Source organism: Rhizobium sp. Root1204 (assembly GCF_001424965.1).
Classification (GTDB): domain Bacteria; phylum Pseudomonadota; class Alphaproteobacteria; order Rhizobiales; family Rhizobiaceae; genus Pararhizobium.
On the sequence record NZ_LMCZ01000023.1, the window covers coordinates 1 to 23,801 of the forward strand.

23 protein-coding genes and 3 pseudogenes are annotated in these 23,801 nt (G+C 58.2%); 25 read left to right on the forward strand and 1 reads right to left on the reverse strand.

The features are described from left to right. From ASC96_RS33955 to ASC96_RS18765, 23 genes and pseudogenes are all read left to right on the forward strand, one after another. Window positions 1-279, forward strand: a pseudogene (locus ASC96_RS33955) (flagellin); the annotation flags it as partial. A 1-nt stretch (window position 280) separates the two neighbouring features. Next, window positions 281-760: pseudogene (locus tag ASC96_RS33960) on the forward strand (flagellin); the annotation flags it as partial. Between the two features lie 277 nt (window positions 761-1,037). Further along, window positions 1,038-2,048: pseudogene (locus ASC96_RS18665) on the forward strand (flagellin). Window positions 2,049-2,384: 336 nt separating this feature from the next. After that, entirely contained in the window at window positions 2,385-3,350 is a 966-nt protein-coding gene (locus ASC96_RS18670; RefSeq protein ID WP_060504871.1) for a flagellin, read from the forward strand. 502 nt (window positions 3,351-3,852) lie between these two features. Then, window positions 3,853-4,509, forward strand: coding sequence for a hypothetical protein (locus ASC96_RS18675; RefSeq protein ID WP_060504640.1), 657 nt, complete (start codon window positions 3,853-3,855; stop codon window positions 4,507-4,509). Next, window positions 4,506-5,729, forward strand: a complete 1,224-nt coding sequence (locus ASC96_RS18680; protein WP_060504641.1) for a MotB family protein — start codon at window positions 4,506-4,508, stop codon at window positions 5,727-5,729. The genes ASC96_RS18675 and ASC96_RS18680 overlap by 4 nt, the downstream gene beginning before the upstream one ends. A 5-nt stretch (window positions 5,730-5,734) precedes the next feature. Beyond that, window positions 5,735-7,048, forward strand: a complete 1,314-nt coding sequence (gene motC / locus ASC96_RS18685; protein WP_060504872.1) for a chemotaxis protein MotC — start codon at window positions 5,735-5,737, stop codon at window positions 7,046-7,048. After that, on the forward strand, window positions 7,045-8,580 hold the full coding sequence (locus ASC96_RS18690) for a flagellar hook-length control protein FliK (protein WP_060504642.1): 1,536 nt from the start codon (window positions 7,045-7,047) through the stop codon (window positions 8,578-8,580). Before motC ends, ASC96_RS18690 begins: the two co-directional genes overlap by 4 nt. Then, on the forward strand, window positions 8,531-9,082 hold the full coding sequence (locus tag ASC96_RS18695; RefSeq protein ID WP_060504643.1) for a lytic transglycosylase domain-containing protein: 552 nt from the start codon (window positions 8,531-8,533) through the stop codon (window positions 9,080-9,082). The genes ASC96_RS18690 and ASC96_RS18695 overlap by 50 nt, the downstream gene beginning before the upstream one ends. Before the next feature lie 279 nt (window positions 9,083-9,361). Continuing rightward, entirely contained in the window at window positions 9,362-10,033 is a 672-nt protein-coding gene (locus ASC96_RS18700) for a response regulator transcription factor (RefSeq protein ID WP_060504644.1), read from the forward strand. 102 nt (window positions 10,034-10,135) lie between these two features. After that, window positions 10,136-11,344, forward strand: a complete 1,209-nt coding sequence (locus ASC96_RS18705) for a flagellar hook protein FlgE (protein ID WP_060504645.1) — start codon at window positions 10,136-10,138, stop codon at window positions 11,342-11,344. A 22-nt stretch (window positions 11,345-11,366) separates the two neighbouring features. Next, window positions 11,367-12,809, forward strand: a complete 1,443-nt coding sequence (gene flgK, locus ASC96_RS18710) for a flagellar hook-associated protein FlgK (RefSeq protein WP_060504646.1) — start codon at window positions 11,367-11,369, stop codon at window positions 12,807-12,809. Window positions 12,810-12,813: 4 nt separating this feature from the next. After that, window positions 12,814-13,887: a flagellar hook-associated family protein gene (locus ASC96_RS18715; RefSeq protein WP_060504647.1), complete on the forward strand. Its 1,074-nt coding sequence runs from the start codon at window positions 12,814-12,816 to the stop codon at window positions 13,885-13,887. 37 nt (window positions 13,888-13,924) lie between these two features. Continuing rightward, window positions 13,925-14,272, forward strand: coding sequence for a flagellar biosynthesis regulator FlaF (gene flaF, locus ASC96_RS18720; RefSeq protein ID WP_060504648.1), 348 nt, complete (start codon window positions 13,925-13,927; stop codon window positions 14,270-14,272). Then, window positions 14,269-14,718, forward strand: a complete 450-nt coding sequence (flbT, locus tag ASC96_RS18725; protein ID WP_060504649.1) for a flagellar biosynthesis repressor FlbT — start codon at window positions 14,269-14,271, stop codon at window positions 14,716-14,718. Before flaF ends, flbT begins: the two co-directional genes overlap by 4 nt. Next, on the forward strand, window positions 14,709-15,122 hold the full coding sequence (flgD, locus tag ASC96_RS18730; protein WP_060504650.1) for a flagellar hook assembly protein FlgD: 414 nt from the start codon (window positions 14,709-14,711) through the stop codon (window positions 15,120-15,122). The genes flbT and flgD overlap by 10 nt, the downstream gene beginning before the upstream one ends. Before the next feature lie 6 nt (window positions 15,123-15,128). Next, window positions 15,129-15,395 carry a flagellar biosynthesis protein FliQ gene (gene fliQ, locus ASC96_RS18735; RefSeq protein WP_060504651.1) on the forward strand — a complete coding sequence of 89 codons (267 nt, stop codon included), beginning with the start codon at window positions 15,129-15,131 and terminating at the stop codon, window positions 15,393-15,395. Between the two features lie 163 nt (window positions 15,396-15,558). After that, a complete protein-coding gene (gene flhA, locus ASC96_RS18740) occupies window positions 15,559-17,646 on the forward strand; it encodes a flagellar biosynthesis protein FlhA (RefSeq protein WP_060504873.1) in 2,088 nt (695 codons plus the stop codon). Next, window positions 17,643-18,395 carry a flagellar biosynthetic protein FliR gene (gene fliR, locus ASC96_RS18745; protein WP_060504652.1) on the forward strand — a complete coding sequence of 251 codons (753 nt, stop codon included), beginning with the start codon at window positions 17,643-17,645 and terminating at the stop codon, window positions 18,393-18,395. Before flhA ends, fliR begins: the two co-directional genes overlap by 4 nt. Before the next feature lie 4 nt (window positions 18,396-18,399). Beyond that, on the forward strand, window positions 18,400-18,813 hold the full coding sequence (locus ASC96_RS18750; RefSeq protein ID WP_060504653.1) for a hypothetical protein: 414 nt from the start codon (window positions 18,400-18,402) through the stop codon (window positions 18,811-18,813). 120 nt (window positions 18,814-18,933) lie between these two features. Beyond that, window positions 18,934-19,497, forward strand: a complete 564-nt coding sequence (locus ASC96_RS18755) for a rod-binding protein (RefSeq protein ID WP_060504654.1) — start codon at window positions 18,934-18,936, stop codon at window positions 19,495-19,497. Window positions 19,498-19,601: 104 nt separating this feature from the next. After that, complete coding sequence (locus ASC96_RS18760) at window positions 19,602-19,970, forward strand: hypothetical protein (RefSeq protein WP_060504655.1); 369 nt, start codon at window positions 19,602-19,604, stop codon at window positions 19,968-19,970. Then, window positions 19,970-20,539, forward strand: a complete 570-nt coding sequence (locus tag ASC96_RS18765; RefSeq protein ID WP_060504656.1) for a hypothetical protein — start codon at window positions 19,970-19,972, stop codon at window positions 20,537-20,539. Before ASC96_RS18760 ends, ASC96_RS18765 begins: the two co-directional genes overlap by 1 nt. 18 nt (window positions 20,540-20,557) lie before the next feature. On the opposite strand, the gene ASC96_RS18770 is transcribed toward ASC96_RS18765, so the two are convergent. Continuing rightward, window positions 20,558-21,547 (reverse strand): glycosyltransferase, encoded by a 990-nt coding sequence (locus ASC96_RS18770; protein WP_060504657.1) that lies wholly within the window; start codon window positions 21,545-21,547, stop codon window positions 20,558-20,560. 160 nt (window positions 21,548-21,707) lie between these two features. Between ASC96_RS18770 and ASC96_RS18775 the strand changes: the two genes are divergently transcribed. Next, a complete protein-coding gene (locus ASC96_RS18775; RefSeq protein ID WP_060504658.1) occupies window positions 21,708-22,985 on the forward strand; it encodes a glycosyltransferase family 4 protein in 1,278 nt (425 codons plus the stop codon). After that, window positions 22,982-23,797, forward strand: coding sequence for a WecB/TagA/CpsF family glycosyltransferase (locus ASC96_RS18780; protein ID WP_060504659.1), 816 nt, complete (start codon window positions 22,982-22,984; stop codon window positions 23,795-23,797). The genes ASC96_RS18775 and ASC96_RS18780 overlap by 4 nt, the downstream gene beginning before the upstream one ends. The last annotated feature ends 4 nt before the right edge of the window (window positions 23,798-23,801 follow it).

The window sequence follows — 23,801 nt, forward strand, 5'->3', positions numbered from 1 at the left end:
AAATCAAGGCCAAGCTGGTTGCTGCTCGCGAACCGGGCGTTGACAAGCTGAAGATCAACAAGGAACTGACGGAACTGAAGAACCAGCTGGTTTCGACGGCGCAGTCGGCTTCCTTCTCCGGTGAAAACTGGCTCTACAACGACTCGACTGCTGCCCTTGGTACCAAGGAAATGGTCGGCTCCTTCACACGTGACGCTTCTGGCAACGTTGCGGTTGGCGTTCTGAAATTCGATGCTTCGACATCGGTTCTGATCGACACCAAGGATGCCACAAAGGGTCNCTTCACACGTGACGCTTCTGGCAACGTTGCGGTTGGCGTTCTGAAATTCGATGCTTCGACATCGGTTCTGATCGACACCAAGGATGCCACAAAGGGTCAGCTGACCAAGGACATCTCTGTCACCCAGCCGAGCGGCGCAACGACGGCTGCTGCCACATACCGCCTGGTGAGCGCTGGTGGTACAGGTGCGACGGGTACCGTCATTGAACTGACGGCAACAACCAGCGATGACAACATCGAAGGCATGATCAGCGCCGTCGACAAGATGCTGACCAACCTGACGGACTCCGCTGCAACGCTGGGCGCTACCAACAAGCGTATCGGTATGCAGGACGACTTCATGGCCGACCTGATGGACGTGATCGACAAGGGCGTCGGCCGCCTCGTCGATGCCGACATGAACGAAGAGTCGACCCGCCTCAACAGGCTCTCTCGATCGCCAACTCGGACTCGCAGAACATCCTGTCGCTGTTCCGCTAATCGAAAAAAGGTACGGGGCCGCCATCCCCCCCAAACGGCGGATCCCGCGACCTATCGAAAACCGCATCTCGCAAGAGGTGCGGTTTTTTCTTTGCCGCGAAAAAATGTTTTCCGTCTTTAGGTTTTCTTTAACCATGTTGGTGTTTTCTATGCCCATCGAAACAGCGGGTTAACCAAAGAAATTAACGCGTTAGCAGGCATGAGGCTGGCCGCTGTTTCCCGGTAACGACCGGAATGTCCCTTCCATTTTCACCTGTTCAAAAGGGGCAGTATTACCATGACAAGCATTCTCACCAATTCGGCTGCAATGGCAGCACTCTCGACGCTGCGCTCGATCAATTCCGGCATGGAAATGACCCAGGGCCGCGTCTCTTCCGGCCTGCGCGTCGAAACCGCTGCCGACAACGCCGCTTACTGGTCGATCGCAACGACCATGAAGTCGGACAACAAGGCTCTCTCCACGGTTCAGGACGCTCTCGGTCTCGGCGCTGCCAAGACAGACACCGCCTACACCGGTTTGAACGCCGCTATCGACGTCGTTTCGGAAATCAAGGCCAAGCTGGTTGCTTCCCGCGAACCGGGTGTTGACAAGCTGAAGATCAACAAGGAACTGACGGAACTGAAGAACCAGCTGGTTTCGACGGCGCAGTCGGCTTCCTTCTCCGGTGAAAACTGGCTCTACAACGACTCGACCGCTGCCCTCGGTACCAAGGAAATGGTCGGCTCCTTCACACGTGACGCTTCTGGCAACCACCGGTCTTCTGTTTGCTGCGACCGCGGCTGGCCCTCGGTACCAAGGAAATGGTCGGCTCCTTCACACGTGACGCTTCTGGCAACGTTGCGGTTGGCGTTCTGAAATTCGATGCTTCGACATCGGTTCTGATCGACACCAAGGATGCCACAAAGGGTCGGCTGACCCAGGACATTGCTGTCACCCAGCCGAGCGGCGCAACGACGGCTGCTGCTACGTATCGCCTGGTCAGTGCTGGTGGTACCGGCGTAACGGGTACCGTCATCGAACTGACGGCAACAACCAGCGACGACAACATCGAAGGCATGATCAGCGCCGTCGACAAGATGCTGACCAACCTCACGGATGCTGCTGCCACGCTCGGCGCCACGAACACCCGCATCTCGATGCAGGACGACTTCATGGCCGACCTGATGGACGTGATCGACAAGGGCGTCGGCCGCCTCGTCGATGCCGACATGAACGAAGAGTCGACCCGCCTCAACGCTCTCGATCGCCAACTCCAATTCGGAAAACATCCTCTCGCTCTTCCGTTAATCGGAACAGGCAAGACGATAGCGTCGGCGAGCTAAGTTCACCTTTGGCCCGCCGGATAGCCTACAAGCCGCGTCCCACAAGGGGCGCGGCTTTTTCGTGCTTGCTTACCTCGTATCGCGGTCGTTAACGAAATGGCAATTGATCTTTATTTTTGTTCATTTTGATTACGCACTTGCTAACGCGCTTAATGATTTGTTAACCATATGATTGTTAAGTGTTCGTTAAGAGCGATAGGCTGTCCCTGGGCAAAACATGGGGCAGTTTGCATGACGCTGGTCCCGTCGCTGCCGGTCCGATCCGGAATGTTCCGTTTAATTTCGAACTGGGGCAATGACCATGACCAGCATTTTGACCAATTCCGCCGCGATGGCGGCTCTCCAGACATTGCGTTCGATCAATACGAACATGGAAGAAGTGCAGAACCGCATTTCGTCCGGCTATCGCGTCGAGACCGCAGCCGACAACGCTGCATACTGGTCGATCGCGACCACCATGCGCTCCGACAACGCCGCTCTCTCGACCGTTCAGGACGCGCTCGGGCTGGGTGCTGCGAAGGTTGACACATCCTATGCCGGTATGAGTTCCGCCATTGATGTCGTGTCCGAGATCAAGGCCAAGCTGGTCGCCGCACGCGAACCGGGCGTGGACAAGACGAAAATCAACAAGGAACTGACCGAGCTCAAGAACCAGCTGGCATCCGCAGCTGAATCCGCGTCGTTCTCGGGCGAAAACTGGCTGTACAATGACAGCACGACGCCGGCGGGTACCAAGTCCATCGTGGCATCCTTCAACCGCTCGACGAACGGTACGGTGTCGGTGTCGACGTTGGACTACGACACTGCTGCGTCAATCCTGATCGATACCAAGGATGCCTCCAAGGGGCAGTTGACCAAGGGCGTTGTGGTCACGCAGCCGAACGGCACGACGACCGCAACTGCAACTTATAAGCTGCTTGCGTTTAGCGGCGGCACTGCGGCGGCAGGTAATGTCATCGAACTGACGGCTGGCACCAGCTATGATGATATCGAAGGCATGATCAAAGCTGTCGATGCCATTTTCAGTAGCTTGACCGACTCCGCTTCGACGCTCGGTGCCATCACCAGCCGCATCGACATGCAGGAAAACTTTGTCGCCAATCTGATGGATGTGATCGACAAGGGCGTGGGCCGTTTGGTGGATGCCGACATGAACGAGGAATCGACCCGGCTGAAGGCGCTGCAGACGCAACAGCAGCTGGGCATTCAGGCACTGTCGATTGCCAACACCAATTCCGAAAACATCCTGCGTCTGTTCCAACAGTAAGCCTGAACGCGCCGGACCGGCGGGCATGAAACCGGTCTCGGCACCCCTGCCGCCGTTCCCCCTTTCGTGAGGGGACGGCCTCTTTTCCGCCAGGCCGCCGGTCATCGGCAGGTGGAAACGGTTGGACCGCGCCTATTGCCCAGGTGCGGTCCAACACCTTTTGCCGGTTTCGCCTGCCGGAGATTTTCCGCCGGGCTGATATATCTCTGACCTACATTTTCGCACAAGTTTGACCGGATAGTCTCCAATCGCAGCCATCCTCATCCGGGTTGCCAGCCAAGATGATTGTTGTGCTGCCGTTGTATGCTGTCTGTACTGCCGGTCCTTCCGGCGGCAGGCTGGTACGGATTGAAAATGTTCGGGCCTGCGGCACTCCTGCTCCGCTGGGTCCTGAAGGAGACATTCCGGAAGTGTCACAGACTTTTGTTTTCAGGCTTGTTAGCCCAACGCGGTCCGTATGGATGGCTGACCCGGTCTTGACCACGGACTGTGGAGGCCGCCGATGAGCGCGTCCATCTCCCGCTATCTCAAGGATTTCAGCGCGCCGAAGGTCGAGCTGTCCCTGGTTCCGCCAAGGTATTTTCCGGATCTGGACGACGACTTCCCGGCTGATGGTGCTTTTGTCATGAAGCCGCAGGCCCAGCCCCAGATCGATATTGACGCCGAGCGCAGTGAGGCGTTCGCGCAGGGGCGGCGGGAAGCGGAAAAGGAGCAGCTTGCGCTTCACGAGGCTGAAATCAGCGCACTGAATGCGCGCCACGCTGCCGAACTTGAGGCCATGCGCGTGCGCTGCGAAAACGAAATCGCCGCGATGATCTACGATCGCTTTTCCGACATGGGGTCGCAGCTTGCGGCTATGCTGTCAGATCAGACGGCACGGGTGCTGGCGCCCGTCATGGACAGCGTGCTGCTGCAGAAGTCTATCGCCGATCTCGCCCGGATGATCACCTTGTCGATCGGCGCCGGCGAGGGCGTCAAGATCACCGTCAAGGGGCCTGCGCCGCTCTTCGAGGCGCTGAAACGTCACCTCAATGATGAAACCCTGATTTTCCGTCACCTGGAAACCGACGATGTCGATCTTTCGGTCGAATTCGGCGATTCCATTCTGGTGACGCGTATGGCCGCCTGGGCCGATACCGTAGGCAAGGTGCTGGCATGAGCGAGAATGACGGCCACCACCACGGCAAGAACGAAATCATCATCATCAAGCGTCACAGTGGCGGCCACGACGGACATCACGGTGGCGCCTGGAAGATTGCCTATGCCGACTTCATGACGGCGATGATGGCGTTCTTTCTCGTCATGTGGTTGATCAATGCCGCCAACCCGCAGACGAAGGCGGCGCTCGCGTCCTATTTCAACCCCGTGCAACTGACCGACGCAAAGCCGTCCGAAAAAGGCGTCAAGCAGCCGGCCAAGGATGCCAAGGGTGAAGAAGACCAGATGAAGTCGAAGGTCGATGGAACGGAGACGAAGACCGGCGGATCGGCGAAAAGCGGCGATGACATGACTGCGACGTCAGGCGAGGAAACCCAGTATTCCGACGCCGACTTCTTTGAAAATCCCTATTCGGTCATGTCTGAAATCGTCAACGAAGTCGGCCGCAATGCCAATATCAGCGCCAAGGGTGAGGGTGGCGCATCGACGTCTGGACCCGCGACCGGTGCAGATGGTGGCGAAGCCTACCGCGATCCGTTCGACCCTGACTTCTGGACGAAACAGGTCGAGTTGCAGAACGCGGAAAAAGGTGGCGACAGTCTCGAAGCCAAGGCTGGTAACGGTCCGGCGGACGCATCCAAGCAAGAGATTGCAGCCTTGGCAGATCAGTCCGAGGCCGCCAAGAAGGATGCATCGGACAAGTCCGCAATTGATGCGCCTGCTGCCGCCGAAAGCACGACGCCGGTCAAATCCGGTGAAGATGCCGCCAAGTCCCTTAAGGCCGATATCGAAAAGGAAATCGGCGGTTCCGCCGGTAAGCTCGCCGAAGGTCTGTTGGTAACGCCAACGGAGGGAGGGCTTCTGGTGACGATCAGTGAGCAGGCCGACACGCCGATGTTCGGGCTCGGCTCGGCCGTACCTGAAAAGGACATGGTCATCGCCATGGAAAAGATCGGAAAGCTCCTATCGGCTCGCAGCGGCGCCATTGCCATTCGGGGCCATACGGACGCACGGCCGTTCAAGAAGGGCGCCTATGACAATTGGCGGCTGTCGTCCGATCGCGCCCAGAGCGCCTATTATATGCTCATTCGCGGCGGCCTTGCGGAGAGCCGCGTCAGCCAGATCAGCGGCTTTGCCGACAAGCGCCTCCAAGATACCAAGGATCCGCTGGCACCGGCCAATCGTCGTATCGAAATCCTGCTGCAGACGAACCAGGGCTGATGGTTATGCTGAAGGCGATCCGCACCCTCCTTCTTTGTGCATGTGCCGTCGGGACAACCCCGGCGACGGCCGTGCATGCGCAAGGTCCGGAGGACTTGGCGCCCTACAAGATGCTGCGCTCGCTGCAGGCAATCCAGGACGCCATCGTGCTCGGCGATCATTCAGCAGCCGAAATGCAGCGCTTCATGCTGGCGGCGATCGACAAGCGGTTGCGCGAGGCCGATCCCACGGTCTTCGATGATCCGCGCAATGTCGATGCTGCCTTCATCTATGCGATGAGCGGCGGCAATCCGGAAACGTTGTCCTACCTTGCCAACCACGACATCGAAGGCAATTTCGATACCCGCGTCATCGACGCGCTGAGCCATTATCTGGCCGGCAAGGGTGGGCTGATGGTGGAAAGCTTGGCGAAAGCCGTTCCGGAATACCGGAATTCACGGGTCGGCCCCTATCTCTATCTGGTGCTAGGAAATGCGACAGCCCAGCAGAACCCGGCGAAATCGGTGCAATATTACGATTGGGCGCGTCTGACCTCACCGGGTACCAATATCGAGGAAGCTGCCTTGCGGCGTTCGATCGCGCTGGCAACCCGGGGCGGCATGCCGGACAAGGGCTTTGCCTATTCGCTCTCCTATGCCCGGCGCTTCCTGACATCTCCCTATGCCAGCCAGTTCGCCGATGTTTTCGTCGAATTGGCTGTTGCCAACTACAATGAGAAGACGGAAATAAAGATCCAGGAAATTCTTGGCTTCATGGACAAGCCGCGGCAGCGCGAGGTCTATTTGCGCATTGCTCGCCGCGCAGCGATCGGCGGCATGCAGGAACTGGCAACGCTCGCGTCGACGCGGGCGCAAGATCTCTCCGATGCCGCAGATGCAGGTCCCAAGGCCTTGGCCAGCCTCTATTCCGGCCTTGTCGGTATTCCCTCCAAAGGCATTCTTGAAGCGGTCAAGGACATCAGCGCCATTCCCGAAGCGGAACTCTCGCCCAGGGATCGCGCGTTGCGTGAGGCGGCGAGGGTCATCGCGGAGGAAGTGCTGCGTGCACCCAATCCGGAAAGCTTGACGCAAGCATCTGTTTCTAATGTCAAATCCGATATTACCATGGAAGAGAGCGGAGTGGCCACCGGCAGCGGTGACAGCCCGTTTGCAACACCGGCATCGGAAGCGGCTTTGAAAGCGGCTCAACCCAATGCGGTGCCGCAGGCGGCCTCGTCTGAGCAGGGGCCAGTTGATCCGGTTCTCGATGCGTTTCTGAGCACAGGCCGCTCGAAGCTCGACGAGATCGATTCTCTCCTGAAGGGGGAAGACCAGCCATGACATTCGTGGACGATAACCTTTTGGCCGCAAGTCCGGTACGCTCGGGCAAGGCGGGCGCCAACGCGTCAGGCAAGTCGCATGACATGGACGCCGCCAATCAGAAGGCGGCCTTCGAAAGTGCTTTCGCCGATGCCGGCAAGAAGAAGCAGCCGGCCATTGCCGACGATCTCCCATCGAAGCCCGATTCCGCGGCTGAAAAGCTTACTGCGTCGGCCAAGGAGAGCGGCATCGATCCGCTGGCTTCCGACGCCGAAGCGAAGGCTCTTCCGTCGCTGCAGGATCTTGCTACGGAAAGCGATGGCTTCATGAAATCCTCATTCGGCTCTTCCAGCACGGCGGACGCTCACCTCTCAGGCAAGACAATCCCGGCGCAAGGTTCTTTGGCCGCAGCAAAGGGCGATCATGCGCAAAAGTTCTCCCTGATGCAGGCAAACTTTGCAGGAATTGGTGAGGACGCGGGCAAAACCGTTGATGGGCCGATCGGGGAAAAGAGTGCCAGCCTGTTGAAGAATGCTGAAGTAGGCGCCACCAAGACCGGCGATAAAACTGCAAAACCCGATGAGGCATCGGCGGAGAACCCGCAGAATGAAGCGATGGACGCGGTGACGGGCGATGTCAGTCAACTGCTCAGTCTTCTGGATGCAGCCCAGAAACCGGTTGTTGCAAACCAGCCTGCTGGAGCAGAAGCGACGCGGGGAATGTCTGAATTCCAGGCGCTGGCCGAACGGGCCGGCAAGGCGAAGCCTGCCGGGAAGGATGCGGTCAAGGCCGAGGCGCAGATGGCTGGCGATGCGAACGCGGTCAAGAACGCCACTGAGGCCGGAACCGATCAAGTGTTCCGCTTCGCCCGCGCCGATGGCAAGGGGCAGGCGGTGTCCATGAGCCTGGCGTCGGACGGAGACAGGACTGTCGCCAAGAACGACGTGTCTGCCGCTACTGCCAAGGCTGAAAACGTCACCGTGCTGGAAGCGCGCCGGTATCTCGGCTTAGCACCTTCCAGCAATGCGGCGGCCGTAACCAACCAGATCGCTGGCAATCCGGAATGGGCCCGTGCGCTACAGCCGGGTGGCACTGGGGCCGAGACACCGTTGACGCAGGCCTCCACCGGCAAAGTTCTCAACACCTTGAAGATCCAGATGCACCCGATCGACCTCGGCATGGTGACCGCGACGCTCAGGCTCAAGGATGACGAGCTGCAGGTTGAGATCAAGGTGGAAACCGGTGATGCGTTCCGGCAATTGAGCGACGATCAGTCCGCCATGGTCAGGGCCTTGCGCGCGCAGGGTTTCGCCGTCGATCAGGTCAACATCGTTTTCAATGCCTCGGATACCTCCAGCAGCAACAACGCGCAGCAGCAGGCACAGCCTCAGGCGGGGCAGCAGGGCCGCGAGGCGGCTGGGGATGGCTCGAGAGGGCAGCGCAATGACAATGGCGGTCAGGAACAAGGTCGCGGAAGGTGGACGGGCAATGAAGGGACGGGCGATGCGTCTTCTGGGGCTGAGCTTAACCGCACTGGTGACGTCTACATGTAGCGTATTCGCGAGCGCCGGTGTCTGCGAAAGCGAGATCACGGCGGCGGCGGCGAAGTATCAGATACCGGCGGGCATTCTCTATTCTGTCGGTTTGACGGAGACCGGCAGGAAGGGATCGCTTCAGCCGTTTGCGATGAATATCGAGGGCAAGGCTTACTTTGAAAACAGCGCCGGAGACGTTCTGCAGCGCTTTGCGGCGGCGCGGGCGCAGGGTGCCAAACTGATCGATCTTGGTTGCATGCAGATCAATTACTATTTCCACGGAGAAAATTTCAGCTCGCCGGACGAGATGCTCAACCCGCGAAAGAATGTCGAATATGCCGCTCAGTTTCTCTCCAGGCTTCACGCGCGGCATGAGACCTGGACGATGGCAGTCGCCCGTTATCATGCAGGCCCCAACAATGATCCCGCACAGAAGAAATATGTCTGCCGGGTGATCGCCAATCTGGTTGCTACGGGCTATGGGAAATGGACAACGAACGCGTCGAACTTCTGTCAATAACTCAATCACTGCGTGAATTAGCAAAATAATTTCCGCTTCGGACGATTGCGTCAACATTGAGTTAGAAAAATGACCACAAGCGATTTCTTAATATGCCGTTAACGTTTCCACATGAAAATTAGTGCCATATTCGCCTGGTGCCACTATATCTAGTTCAAATCGGTACACAAATCTTAATCTAGTATTAATTTCAGCCACTAACATTCCATAGTTGTTCATGAATCCCCCGATTCGTACCTCTTAACCATAGTGGTGCCATGCTGATTCGGAGGCGGACGAATGATCGTAGTGGTTGATGAGCGTGAGCTCGTGAAAGACGGATATACTTCACTGTTTGGACGGGAGGGCGTGCCTTCCCAAGGGTTCGATCCAAGCGAATTCGGTGATTGGGTTTCAAAGGCGGCCGATAGCGATATCGACGCCGTCGAGGCGTTCCTGATTGGCCAGGGCGAAAGGGCGATGAGCCTTCCACGCGCTATCCGGGATCGTTCCACGGCGCCGGTCATTGCAATCAGCGATAGTCCTTCATTGGAAACGACACTGGCGTTTTTCGACTGTGGCGTCGATGATGTGGTGCGCAAGCCGGTCCATCCGCGCGAGATCCTGGCGCGGGCAGCAGCAATCCGCCGCCGCCTGAAGGCTCTGGTGAATTTCACCGACATCGGCCCGATCCGGGTCTTTTCTGACGGCCGTGATCCGGAAGTCCAGGGCGAGGTTTTTGCCTTGCCGCGCCGCGAGCGCCGTATTCTCGAATATCTGGTCGCAAACCGGGGGCGTCGCGTTTCCAAGTCGCAGATATTCAACGCGATTTACGGCATTTTCGATGAGGATGTCGAAGAAAACGTCGTCGAAAGCCATATCAGCAAGCTGCGCAAGAAGCTGCGCAAGCGGCTGGGTTTCGATCCGATCGATTCCAAGCGTTTCCTTGGCTACTGCATCGACTGGAGCTGATCCTGCAATTGGGTTTTGGAGCCGCGCACCTGGCATCCCAAGACAGGTTCACGCAAGGCCCACCCCATAGTCTCGCCATAACGACGAAAACGAGGATCGGACATGAGTCTTTACGGAATGATGCGAACCGGTGGTTCCGGCATGAATGCTCAGGCAAACCGCCTGGGGACGGTCGCTGAAAACATCGCCAACGCCAACACCACCGGCTACAAGCGCGCTTCGACGGAGTTCTCTTCGCTGATCCTGCCAACGAGCAACGGTTCGTACAATTCCGGCGGTGTCGAAACCAAGGTGCGTTACAGCATTTCGGAGCAAGGCCCGACCAGCTACACGACATCAGGCACAGACATGGCCATCAACGGCGGTGGTTTCTTCATCGTTTCGGGTGCCAATGGGGCCAATGCCCTCACACGTGCCGGCGCTTTCACGCAGAACGGCGATGGCGACCTGGTAAACTCCGCCGGCTACACGCTGATGGGCTACGAATACAAGGCGGGCGTCGATCCGACGGTAGTGGTCAACGGCTTTGACGGCCTGACGAAGGTCAATCTCTCCTCTGATGGTCTCGTTGCCAAGGGCTCGACAGCTGGCGCCATGGGCGCAAATTTGAATTCCGGCGATGCGATCGGTGACGAATCGAAGACGTCACTTAGCGTGTTCGACAGCCAGGGGAACTCGCGCCTACTCGACTTTACTTATACCAAGACAGCTGCCAACGCTTGGAGCGTTAAGGTGGTTGACCGGACATCAGGCACCACGATCGGCACTTCGGCTCTCAGCTTCAATGCTGACGGGAGTTTGGCTACTTCGCCGGCGACCCTAACAACCTCGGCTCAGGGGCCTTTTGCTGGCACCGGCGCGACGCTAGCGCCCTTGGCGATCGATCTCACCAAAACGACGCAGCTCGGCTACAAGTTTAACCCCGATGGTGGCTCCATCGATGGCAATGCCCCGAGCAAGGTTGCTGGCTACCAGATCGACAAGGAAGGTATCGTTTACGTCAAGTACGAAAACGGCAAGCTCGATCCGCGCTACCGCGTGGCGCTGGCCACCGTTCAGAGCCCGGACAACCTCGTTCCGCAGTCCGGCAACGTTTATTCGCAGGGGGTCGATTCGGGCGTCATCGTCACCGGTTTTGCTGGCTCCGGCGATTTCGGCAGCATCCAGTCGGGCGCCCTTGAAGGCTCCAACGTCGATATCGCCAACGAACTGACGGCGATGATCGAATCCCAGCGCAGCTACACGGCAAACTCGAAGGTCTTCCAGACGGGCGCCGACCTGCTGGACGTTCTTGTGAACCTGAAGCGATAATTGAAAAGGTACGGTCTGCGTCATGTCGCTGTCATCAGCCATCAACACCGCACAGACGATATTCAACAACACGGCCGCCCAAACGGCGCTCGTTTCGAAGAATATCCAGAATGTCAGCAATGCGGATTATTCGCGCCGCATGGCAATGCTGGGCACGAGTGGCAACGGCGCGCAGATCGTATCCATTCAGCGTGCCCAGAACGACGCGCTGATGAAACAGCATTCCATCAGCATTTCGCAAGCTTCCGCCCAGGATGCGCTTCTGACGGGTCTGGAAGCGGTGAAGGCGGCGCTCGGCGGCAACGGTTATGAAACCTCGCCGTCGAACTACCTCAAATCCTTCCGTGACAGCCTGCAAACCTTTGCGGCGACACCCGGTAATACGTCCATTGCGGCGACGACGGTGTCGAGCGCAGCGGATCTTGCCAAGTCGCTGAACAAGACGTCTTCCGCCGTCCAGGACGTACGCTATGATGCGGACAAGGAAATCGACGCGTCTGTCAAAAAGTTGAACGGGCTGCTGGCCGAATTCGAAAAAGCCAACAGTGCGGTGCAGGGCGCGGCGGCCAGTGGTTCGGATGCAAGCGATGCGCTCGACCAGCGCGACAAGCTGCTTCGCCAGATTTCCGAGGTCGTTGGTATTTCGACGGTCACGCGCGCCAACAACGATACGGTCATCTTTACGTCCGATGGTACGGTCCTGTTTGAAAACACCGCGCGCACTGTGACGTTTCAGCCGACCCCCGGTTTCGGCGCAACCACAGTCGGCAACGCGATTTACGTCGATGGCGTGGCGCTGAAGGCCGGCAAGGGGGCCGATACGTCTGGCGAAGGCAAGCTCGCCAGCCTGCTTCAGCTGCGCGACGAGACAGCGCCGAAATTTCAGTCGCAGCTCGACGAGATCGCACGCGGTCTGGTCACATTGTTTCAGGAAAACACGACGCCTGCCACGACAGCACTGCCCGGTCTTTTCACCTGGGCAGGCGGCACTGTGCCGGCAGCTGGCACGGCAGTCCCCGGTATGGCGGCGTCGCTCACAATCAATCCGCTGGCTACAAGCAACCCGACATATGTCCGTGACGGTGGCTTCAACGGTCCTACCTACAAGTCAAATACCACCGGAAACTCCGGCTATACAGCGCTTCTCGACGGGTTCGTGACATCGCTTAGCGCCGACATGCAGTTCGATCCGGCCACGGGGCTCGACGGTTCAAGCAGCATCCTGGATTTTTCGGCTTCCTCGATCGGCTGGCTGGAAGAATTGAGGAGCGGTGCCTCAACTGCCAACGACAACAAGATGGCCATGCTGTCGCGCACGCAAGATGCGTTGAGCAACGTCACAGGCGTTAGCCTTGACGAGGAACTGTCGCAATTGCTGGACCTTGAGCAGTCTTACAAAGCATCGGCGAAATTGGTCAGTACGGTGGACGCCATGATGACGTCCCTTCTGCAAGCTGTAGGATAAAATCATGAAAACGTCTTTCGTTTCCAATCTGGCTGTTCAAAACGCCATGCGCCTGACCATCCAAAGAGGTCAGGTGGAAATGATGAAGCTGAACGACGAGGTGTCGACCGGCGTTCATGCCGATTACGGTCTGGCACTTGGGGCCTCCACCTCGAAATCCGTCAACATCTCATCGCAGCTTGACCGGTTGGCGACGTTGAAGAGCACCAATTCCATCGTCACGCAAAGACTTGCCGGTTCTCAGGAAGCCTTGAAGACGATGCAGGATGCGGCCCAGAAGTCGCTGTCGTCGCTGATGGCCTTCCGAGACAACAGCACTGCCGATCTTCTGAAAATCGCGCAGGACCAGAACGCTGCGGCGATGACGACGTTCACGTCGGCTGCCAACACATCCTTGAATGGGGAATACCTGTTCTCGGGCATCAACACCGATGTCCAGCCTTTCACGGAATACACACCCACCTCCGCTGCCAAGGCTTCCTACGATGCGGCATTGTCGACCTTTATCGCGGCACAGCCGGTTCAGGTTCCGCCGCTGAACTCAGTGAACCAGTTCACCAAGGCGCAGATGACCGACTTCATCGACAACTCGCTGGCGCCGATGTACGCGGATCCGTCGGTTGCCGGATCGAAGTGGACGGATTGGTCGGACGCTTCCAGCCAGAACATGACGAGCCGCATCAGCGCCAATGAAGTCATTCAAAGTTCCGCAAACCTCAATGCCGAGGGTGCACGGAAGTTCGCCCTGGCCAGCCTCATCTCGACTGAACTTCTCAGCGTCGGCTTGAGCGACGACGTTCGTGGCGCGGTCACCGGCAAGGCTATCGAGTTCATGGGTGAAGCTGTCACCGGTTTGATCAGCATGCAAAGCAATCTTGGTCTGTCGCAGGAGCGCGTCAAGAAAGCCAACACCTCGATCGAGGCGCAAACCAAGATCATCAAGGCCAATCAGCTTGATCTTGAGGGCATCGATACCTTCGCAGCATCGACCATGCTCAAGACTTTGCAGAGCCAGCTTGAGACCTCCTACACGCTGACCGCGCGGCTTCAGCAGTTGAGTTTGATTAATTTCCTCTGATGCGGTGAGGACCAGGACAAACATGAAGGATGTCTGAATGTATCAGTTTTCATATGCCGAGATCATGGAGGATGGCGTTGCCGACTCCAAGGATCGGGAACGGCAAGTGCTCGACCGATCGATCACGCTGCTCGCGGCCGCAAAGCGACAGCAGGGCTACTCAAGAGAGGCCATCGAGGCGATCTACTATACCAGGCGGGTCTGGATTCGGTTCATCGAGGATCTTCGTGCTTCGGACAATCAGCTGAACGACGAACTGCGCGCCAACCTTATTTCCATTGCCATCTGGATTCTCGGTGAGACAGAGAAGATCCGCAAGCGCGAATCCTCGAACTTCCAGGGCATTATCGATATCACAACCATCATCAGGGATGGACTCAAATGAAAAGCACACTGCGTATTTCGCTGAAGTCTGGCGAACGGATTTTTGTCAACGGGGCCGTGCTGCGTGTCGACCGCAAGGTTGCCGTCGAATTCCTGAACGACGTGACGTTCCTGCTTGAAAACCATGTCCTGCAGCCGGAAGATGCGACGACCCCGCTGAAGCAGCTCTATTTCATCGCACAGATGATCCTGATCAATCCGGAAGGCGCCGAGCAGTCGACGAACATGTTCCGCAAGTCGGTCGTCATGCTTTTGAATTGCTTCAAGAACGAAGAGATCGTTTCCGAGCTGAAGAAAATCGACGGAATGGTGACGCAAGGCCGCGCCTTCGATGCTTTGAAGGCGATCCGTGGTCTCTACGCCCTGGAAGACCGGATCCTGAACAACCAGGAAATCACCCCTGCAACGATCGAGCAGATTCGCAAGGAGATCGCACCATGGCGGTAAGTGGCGTCAATTCGGCGAACAGTTATGTGCCGACCGCGTCGGGAACGGAATCCGGAAACGATTCCGCCAAGGCCAGCCTGAACTATGACAGCTTCCTCAAGCTGCTCGTGGCCCAGATGAAGAACCAGGATCCCACCCAGCCGATGGATTCGACCCAGCAGATCGCCCAGCTGGCGACCTTCTCGCAGGTTGAACAGACGATCAAGACGAACACCAATCTGGAAAGCCTGCTGCAGCGCACGTCGCTCAGTGAGGCCAATGCCGTGATCGGCAAGACAGTGACCAGCGCCGATGGCAAGACAACTGGTGTCGTCAAGGAAGTAAAGCTATACTCGGATGGAATCATCGCGGTGCTCGATACCGGCAAGGAACTTGTCGTAGGCCCGGGTGTTACCATAAAGTGATAGCCAATGAATGAGGCGGATGCCCTCGATATCGTGCAAGCGGCGATCTGGACAGTGGTCGTCGCTTCCGGGCCCGCCGTTCTCGCCGCCATGATTGTCGGCGTCGTCATCGCTTTCATTCAGGCGCTGACCCAGGTTCAGGAAATGACCCTGACCTTCGTTCCTAAAATCCTTGCTGTGCTTGTCACCATCGCGCTTTCCGCCTCTTTTGTCGGTGCGCAGATTTCGATTTTCACCGACGTGGTGTTTTCCCGCATTCAAACCGGGTTCTGACCTTCCGGCGAAATTGAAACGGATGATGCTGAGAAAAGCGTGTCATCCCCTTCCTTTCGACATCGATGCCACCTTCGCGCAAGTTTGGTGCGTTAGGCCTGCTGCTTAGTATGGGCAGCAGGTATGAATGCTGTCCGCCTCTCATGAAGAGACGGAATTTCCGATGGCACAACCTCCTGCTCTGATCATTCCGAAAGTCGCGCCCAAAGGCCGCGACGTCGGCTTCGCGCTCGGCATCGTAGCGATCCTGTCGATCCTCTTCCTGCCGATACCGCCATTTCTGATCGACGTCGGGCTGGCTTTCTCCATCGCATTCTCCGTGCTCATCCTGATGGTATCGCTCTGGATTCAGAAGCCGCTGGATTTCTCGTCCTTTCCGGTCATCCTGCTGATCTCCACCATGACTCGGCTGGCGCTCAACATTGCGACAACGCGCGTCATCCTTTCGCATGGTCATCAAGGACATGATGCGGCCGGCGGTGTCATCGCCGGTTTTGCCGAACTGGTCATGGGTGGCGATTTTGTCATCGGTCTGATCGTCTTCCTGATCCTCATCACGGTGAACTTCATCGTCATCACCAAGGGCGCCACCCGTATCGCCGAAGTCGGCGCGCGGTTTACCCTCGATGCCATTCCCGGCAAGCAGATGTCGATCGATGCCGATCTGTCCGCCGGCCTGATCGACGAGAAGGAAGCGCAACGCCGTCGGCGCGAACTGGAGGAGGAAAGCTCCTTCTACGGTTCAATGGATGGTGCGTCCAAGTTCGTGCGCGGCGATGCGATCGCCGGCCTTCTCATCACCGCCATCAACGTTTTTGGCGGCATCATCATCGGTTACGCGCGCCACGACATGTCGATCGGCGAAGCTGCCGACGTCTTCGTCAAGCTGTCCGTCGGCGACGGCCTGGTTTCCCAGATTCCGGCTTTGATCGTATCGCTCGCTGCCGGCTTGCTCGTATCGCGTGGCGGCACCTCCGGTTCCACCGATCAGGCCGTCATCAATCAGCTTGCCGGTTATCCGCGCGCGCTGATGGTCGCATCAGGCCTGATCCTGATGCTGGCGCTGATGCCGGGTCTCCCGTTCATTCCGTTCGCTGTTCTCGGCGGCGGTATGGCCTTCCTCAGCTGGGTCATTCCCCGTCAGCTGGCTGCGGCCAACAAGCTCAAGCATGATCAGGACCAGCAGACGGCGCAGCTGAAGACGGACAGCGAAAAGGACTCGGTCAAGTCGGTCTTGAAGACAGCCGAGATCGAATTGCTGCTCGGCAAGCAGGTCTCCACACGCCTGCTCGGCGCTCATCAGGAACTGGCTTTCCGTGTCGGCAAGATGCGCCGAAAGTTCGCAGGCCAATACGGGCTCATCGTCCCGGAGATCAAGGTTTCCGACGATATCAGCATCCCGGACAAGGCCTATCACGTCCGTATCCACGGCACGACGATCGCGTCGAACACGGTGCGCGTCGGCGAGGTCATCGTCGTTACCGGCGGCGGCCGCAAGCCCAGCGTTCCAGGCGACGATATTCGCGAACCCGCATTCGGCATGCCCGCCGTGTCGATCCTTGAAACCTTTACCGAGGATCTGAAGCGCGAAGGCTTCCACCCGATCGACAACGTGTCGGTGGTACTGACGCATCTCTCCGAAGTGATCCGTAACAACCTGCCGCAGCTTCTGTCCTACAAGGACGTCAAGATCCTGATCGAGCGGCTGGACCCGGAATACCGCAAGCTCGCTGACGAAATCTGCACCTCGCACATGTCCTATTCGGGCCTGCAGGCCGTGCTGAAGCTGCTTCTGGCCGAGCGCGTCTCGATCCGCAACCTGCATCTGATCCTCGAAGCGGTCGCCGAACTCGCGCCGCATGTCAGGAAAACCGAGCAGATCGTCGAGCATGTCCGGGTGCGTATGTCGCAGCAACTCTGCGGCGATCTCGCCGACAACGGCACACTGCGCGTTCTGCGTCTCGGCAGCAAATGGGACATGGTCTTCCATCAGGCGCTGAAGCGCGACGCCAAGGGCGATATCGTCGAATTCGACATCGATCCGCGCCATCTGGAGGAGTTCAGCGAGCAAGCGACCAAGGTTATCCGTGAACATCTTGACCGCGGCATGCCGTTCGTACTGGTAAGTTCGCCCGAATCCCGCTCTTATGTCCGCATGATCATCGAGCGTCTTTTTGCAACATTGCCGGTTCTCTCGCATGTCGAGCTCGCCAAGGGCCTCGAGATAAAGATCATCGGCTCGATTTCATGATCACCGATCCGGAAGGCACAGTGCTGGCGCTCTTCGCCGCATTCTGCCGGATCGGCGCCTGCATCATGGTCATGCCCGGATTTTCCACCGCCCGCGTTTCGGTGCAGATCCGGCTCTTCGTGGCCGTGGCAATCTCGATGGCGATCCTGCCGATCATGTGGAACGAGATCTATCCGCAGATTTCCGGCAAGGGTCATACCTATATCTACATCGTCGCGACCGAAACCGTTGTTGGCGGCGTGATAGGACTGATCGCACGCTATTATGTGCTTGGTCTGCAGTTTGCCGGCACGGTGATCACGATGATGATGGGGTTCAATGCTCCTCCGGCCAACGACGTGTTGGAAGACACGGCGGAAAACCAGCTGACCAACCTGATCAGCTTTGCCGGTCTCATGGTTCTGTTCATGCTGGATTTCCACCATGTCATCCTGTCGAGCCTTGTCGATTCCTACAAGGTGATGCCGCTCGGCGTCGGCTTTGATCCGCAGGGCGTGCTGATCACGCTGACCAATGCGCTGGAGACCACGTTTTATATCATGCTGCGGCTGGCGAGCCCTTTCATCATCTACGGCCTGCTGTTCAACGTCGCGATCGGCATGGTCAACAAGCTTGCGCCGCAGATGCCGCTCTACTTCATCTCGCTGCCCTATCTCATCATGGGCGGCATGTTCCTGCTCTATCTTGGTATCGCCGCGATGCTGAAACTGTTTGCCGATGGCTTCGGTTCGATGATGCAAGGGATCTAGCCAGATGAAGAGCCGATCCGAAAAACTCAAGCGCCTCGTGGCCGTCCAGCGGCACCTGGAACAGATGGCGGAAAACGATCTTGCCGAAACCGCAAGGAAGCGCCGCGATCTTGCCGATACAATCGACGTGGTCGTCGATGCCATGGGATCGGCAAGTCCGCTGCACGCGATGTTTTCCGGACACTACGCCTCGCAGCTCGGCCGCCTTGCGATGAAGGACCAGATGCTTCTGGATATCCAGCAAGGGCATGAGGCCAGGGTTCTGAAAGAACGGGCCAAGGGCGACCGGCTTGAGGAAAACATGAAGGACGCTCGCGTCCTGGAAGACCGGACCGAAGCCGACGACGCCATTTATGACCTCGTCGATCAGCACGTGATGAGCGGATCACCAGCTTCCGGTAAGGTTGGCCGGTCATAGTACCGGCAGGAATGGTGGCATATTACGGCCGATCCGTTCTTTAAGATATTGATTTTATGGAGTTACCGCTGGCCTTGACAGAGGCGCTTGCAGCAGGCTTCGTAACCGAGAGGATACCGCATGGCCATTTCTCCTCCAAGCGACCTGGTGCTGGATGTCGTGCGCGCCGCGGATCCAGCTCAAGTGCAGGAAGCGCAGGCGCGGCTGAAGGCCAATCGGGCGGCGTTCCAGGCGACCAGCCTCGCCGAGAACGGGAACGGGTTTGCCAACACGGTTGCGGTCCTCAACCAGGACAGCCCGACTAACAGTCTTGGCGACGTCACCAACCGCGCCGAGGCCAAGAAGATTCCGGAAAGCTACCGCAAGTTCGAAGCCATGGTGCTGCAGAACTTCGTCAAGTCGATGCTCCCCACCGAAAGCGAAGAGGTTTACGGCAAGGGTACGTCTGGCGACATGTGGAAGAGCATGATGGCCGAGCAGATCGGTAACGTCATGGCGCAGGGCGATGGTGTCGGCATAGCCGAGCGCATGGTCACGGACCGCATCGTCGGTGAAGGCCCCGACCGGGTCAATGCATCGCTCGATGGGAATAGCAGCAATGTCGCGCTGAGCATGGTTCAGGAATACGAGCGCAAGGCGGTCGCCAATTTCACGGGCACGCAGGACAATAACGATCAAGCCTGAGGCGGGGCCGGTCATCGGCCGGGCTGATTTTAAAGAAGTTTCGCGCACTCATCACGCCAAGGGTTTGGGCCCTGCGTGCCGAAAGCGCCAATGGGAGCCAAATGATGGAAGTTGCAGCATCGAGTGACGTACGTATCCAGAATGTACTGGGGCGGCTTGAAATGATCCTCGACAATGAGAATACCCGGATCGGCGTCGATCCGAGCTTCGATCTGAAGACGTCGAACGCCCGCAAGAGCCGGTGCCTCTATGAACTGACAATGCTGCATCGCGACGCTTCGCCGGACGAAATTTCGCCGGCATTCGTATCGCAGACCCGGCACATCAAGACCAAGCTGATGACCAATTCGCAGAAGGTCAACGCCCATATGGAAGCCTGCCGTTCGGTGGTCGACCTGCTGAAGGCGGCTGTTCAGGACGCCGACGCGGATGGCATCTACACCGAACAGCAGTTCCGCTACGGCGATTTCTGATGCTGAAGCTTGTTTTCACCGGTGTGTGGATTTGCGCCGTATCGCTCGGATCCGTCTATTTTTCGATCCAGCATGCGTCGGCACCGGTGGAATCGGATGCGGAGGCTGAGCGCCGCGCATTGCAGGAATACATACCGGGCGAGTTGATCACCGTACCGGTCATCACCGATGGCGCGGTGCAGGGCTACTTTCTGACAAAACTCTCGTTCTCGGTCGACAAGGCCAAGGCCAAGACCATGGAAGTGCCGTTCAAGCAATCGGTGACCAATGCGTTGTTCGACATTCTGGTCGGCCAGAAACTGATCAACGTCGCGGATACCAGCAATTTCGATCTCGCCAGCTTCAAGACGATCGTCAAGGACCAGCTCAACAAGCAGCTGCGTGAAGAGGTGATTTTCCAGGTTCTGGTCGAGCAGCTCGAATATCTGTCGAAAGCAGACGTTGCCCGCGTCGCCAATGCGGCGAACGAAAAACAGCGCAAGCCCGTGCCGATCGTCGACAAGAATGGTCAGGTGGCCAACGACGAGATGCCGGAAAGCGAAAAGCGCGCGGCTGCCGCAGGCCACTGAACGGACACGGCGTACGGCTCAGTTTTTCTCCGGGTTGCGATATTGCTCGTTGACGAAGCCGAACTCCATCATCAGCCGCCCGCACGCCACATAAAAATGGTAGAGGCCGGCCGAAGGCAGGCCGGATGATTTCCAGAGCGAAATGCCGCGAAACGGCGAGGCGGCCAAAAGGGCCAGGGATCTGGCGATCGTCCTCACCCGTCCGGCAAAGCCGGGGGTAGCGCGATGTTCGAGCAAGGCGGAAATTGCCCCGTTTCGCAGGCTTCGTGATCTGATCCAGGACAGTTCTGTCCGCCGCGCCGGAATGGTTTCGGCCACCCAGGCTTCCGCTGCCCAGCCAAAGCAAAAGCCTTTCTCCTTGCACCGGCGATAGAAATCGCTGTCTCCGCCACCGATGAAATTGAACAACGGGTCGAGGAACGGCCGCGGCATGGCATCGAGAACAGGGCGCGTAATCAGGACATTGCCTGAAGAGTATAGGATCGGGACGGGGCCGGTCGTGTCATAGTGGGGCATGAAGACCGGGTGCCGCTTGCGGTCATTGCGGGTCTTGTCCTCCAAATCTGGAAGCTGCGGTCCGCCAACAAGATCCGCACGCGTCTGCCGGTGTACTGAAACGAGACTGTCGAGCCAATCGGGTGCCGCCAGTTCATCATCGTCGATCACGGCGATAGCCTGCAGATTGGGGTAGACGTCAAGCGCCATCGACCAGCCGGCATTGTAGGCATGGCAGTTGCCGCGCTGATGCGCGATCACCACCAGCGCGTTGACCCGGTGGTCGGCGAAGAACATTTTTGCGGCATTCGCGCCTTCCAGCCCATCCGCGTCATTTTCCATGACCACGATCGCAAAAGGGCAGCCTGGAGCCTGCGAAATAACGGTTTTCAGGGTCTTGAGCAGATGCTCAGGACGCCGGAATGTCGGCAGTGTGACGACGAGTTCAATACTGTCACGGCTATCGACCGCCGTCCGGTAGAATTCGGTCACATCCTGGGCGGGCGGGGTCATGGCGGCTACCTGTTGAAGGCGAAGAACTGGCAAGCACTAAAGCAAATGTTCCTAAACAGATGCTGAATTTCCAAATTCGCTTTCGAATGAATGGTTTAAAGCTCGCTTCACGCCGTGTTGCTACAGTCCGGGCAGTTGTTCTCAAGTCTCACGTGGCAGCATGCATCTGGTCTTCGTTTCCTCGCTGGTGCCGGTGGAGAACCCTTCATCGGGGTTCGACATCGCAAACCGCGCCGTCTTCGACGGTCTTCGCGCGCTTGGCCACAAGGTGAGCGTCATCGGCTATCTGCAGCCGGGACAGGCCGCTGCTTCGCACGAAGATGTTCATCTGCTGGGCCAACTGGAAGTCACCAATGCAAAGGTCGGCGCTGCCGCCAAGCTGCGTTGGCTGGCAAAGGCATGCCTTCATCGCACTACGCTGTCTTCGGCGAAGATGCTCGAGGTTAGCCGCGCGCATGTCGAGGCCCTGTTGCAGCGCCTGCAGCCGTTCGACGGCATCGTCCTCAACTCCGTGCAATTGCCCGGCGCCTTTGCCGCCGCATTCCAGAAACACAAGACGATCTACATCGCGCATAATGTCGAAGCAGGCTCGGCGCGTGAAAACGCTGCCACCGCCTCCAGTCTTTTGCAGCGCTGGCTGTTCAGGCGCGAAGCGTACTATCTCGAACGGCTTGAGCGGACGCTGACACAGGCGGCTTCGGTGATCTGGACATTTGCGGAAGCCGATCGCCTTGGCTTTGGCCATGCCGTCTCCAGCCGCGCAACCGTCCTGCCGCTTGTCACTCGATGGGACCTTGCTCAAGGCGGCCCGGAAAAACTGCCGCAATACGATCTGGCGCTGATTGGAACCTGGAGTTGGCAGTCCAATAGGCTCGGCCTGGATTGGTTTCTGTCAAAGGTCGTGCCGCTGCTGTCGGCCGAGATGACGATCGGCATTGCTGGCCAGCTGCCGGATGCACCCGTGATTGCCCATCCCGGCGTGCGCCTGCTTGGCAGGGTGCCTGATGCCCGCGCCTTCGTCTGCTCCGGCGCCGTTCTGCCGCTGATCAGCCGTGGTGGCACCGGTGTGCAACTGAAGACCATCGAGACTTTCGAACTTGGCATGCCGAGCGTTGCCACGCGCGCATCCCTGCGCGGCATCGGCGCGTTACCCGGCAACTGCTCGGTCGCCGACGATCCTGCCGAATTCGCGAAACTGTTGATCGACAAGGTCGCGCAAGTGCGGGCGGGCAACCATCAGCGCCTATCGGGCGCGATTTTTCATCAGGCTCAGAAAACAAAGCTGCTTGAGACGCTGGATGAGGGGTTGTCGTGGTTCGGCAAAACGACTGCCGCATCTGACCCGGCTTTTACGAGAGATGAAGCGCGTCCGCGGGCAACCAAAGTTGTCAGCGCATCTTACAGTCTTGCAGTGCATGAGGGGGGCAAATCTCGATGAACGTTTTTCCGGGTACATCGATCGTTGCCTCGCAGCGCATGATCCTCGACATGCCGGTCTGCGATTTCGGTTGGGCGGACGCTTTCGCATTTGCCGACGAAGTCGCCTCGCTGCCGATCGGGCAGACAGTCATATCGTTCCTCAATGCCCACAATGCCAATTTGATGATGCATGATCCGGAATACCGGGCCGTGCTCGGTCGGCACATTGTCCTGCCGGATGGGCATGGCGTCGATCTTGCTTCCTGGCTGTTCCACGGAAAGACCTTTCCAGCCAACCTGAATGGTACCGACTTCGTCCCGGCACTGATGACCTACATGACGGCGCCGAAGCGCATTGCCATGGTCGGTGCGCGAGCGGACGTGCTGAAACGCGCCGCCGAAAATTTCCAGAAACACGCGCCATGGCACCAGTTCATTGCTGTTTCCGATGGCTTTTTCGACCCAGTGCAATCCGATGAGATCATGGCCAAGGTCCGCGCTGTGAAGCCGGATATCCTGTTGATTGCGATGGGCAGTCCGAAGCAGGAGAAATGGATCGACCGCCATGTCGGCCCCGGACACGCCCGATTGGTGATCAGCGTTGGTGCGCTCTTCGACTTCATGGCCGAGGAGGTGCCGCGCGCTTCACCCACCGTCCGGCGCCTGCGGCTGGAGTGGCTGCATCGGCTGGTGCATGAGCCGCGCCGTTTGTGGCGGCGTTACCTGCTCGGCAATCCGTTGTTCATATATTATATTCTCCGCCATAAGCTGAGCGGGCGAGAGCCGCCATCGCGAGTGGACGGGCATCGTGCCGGGTCACGATCGTTCTAACGGA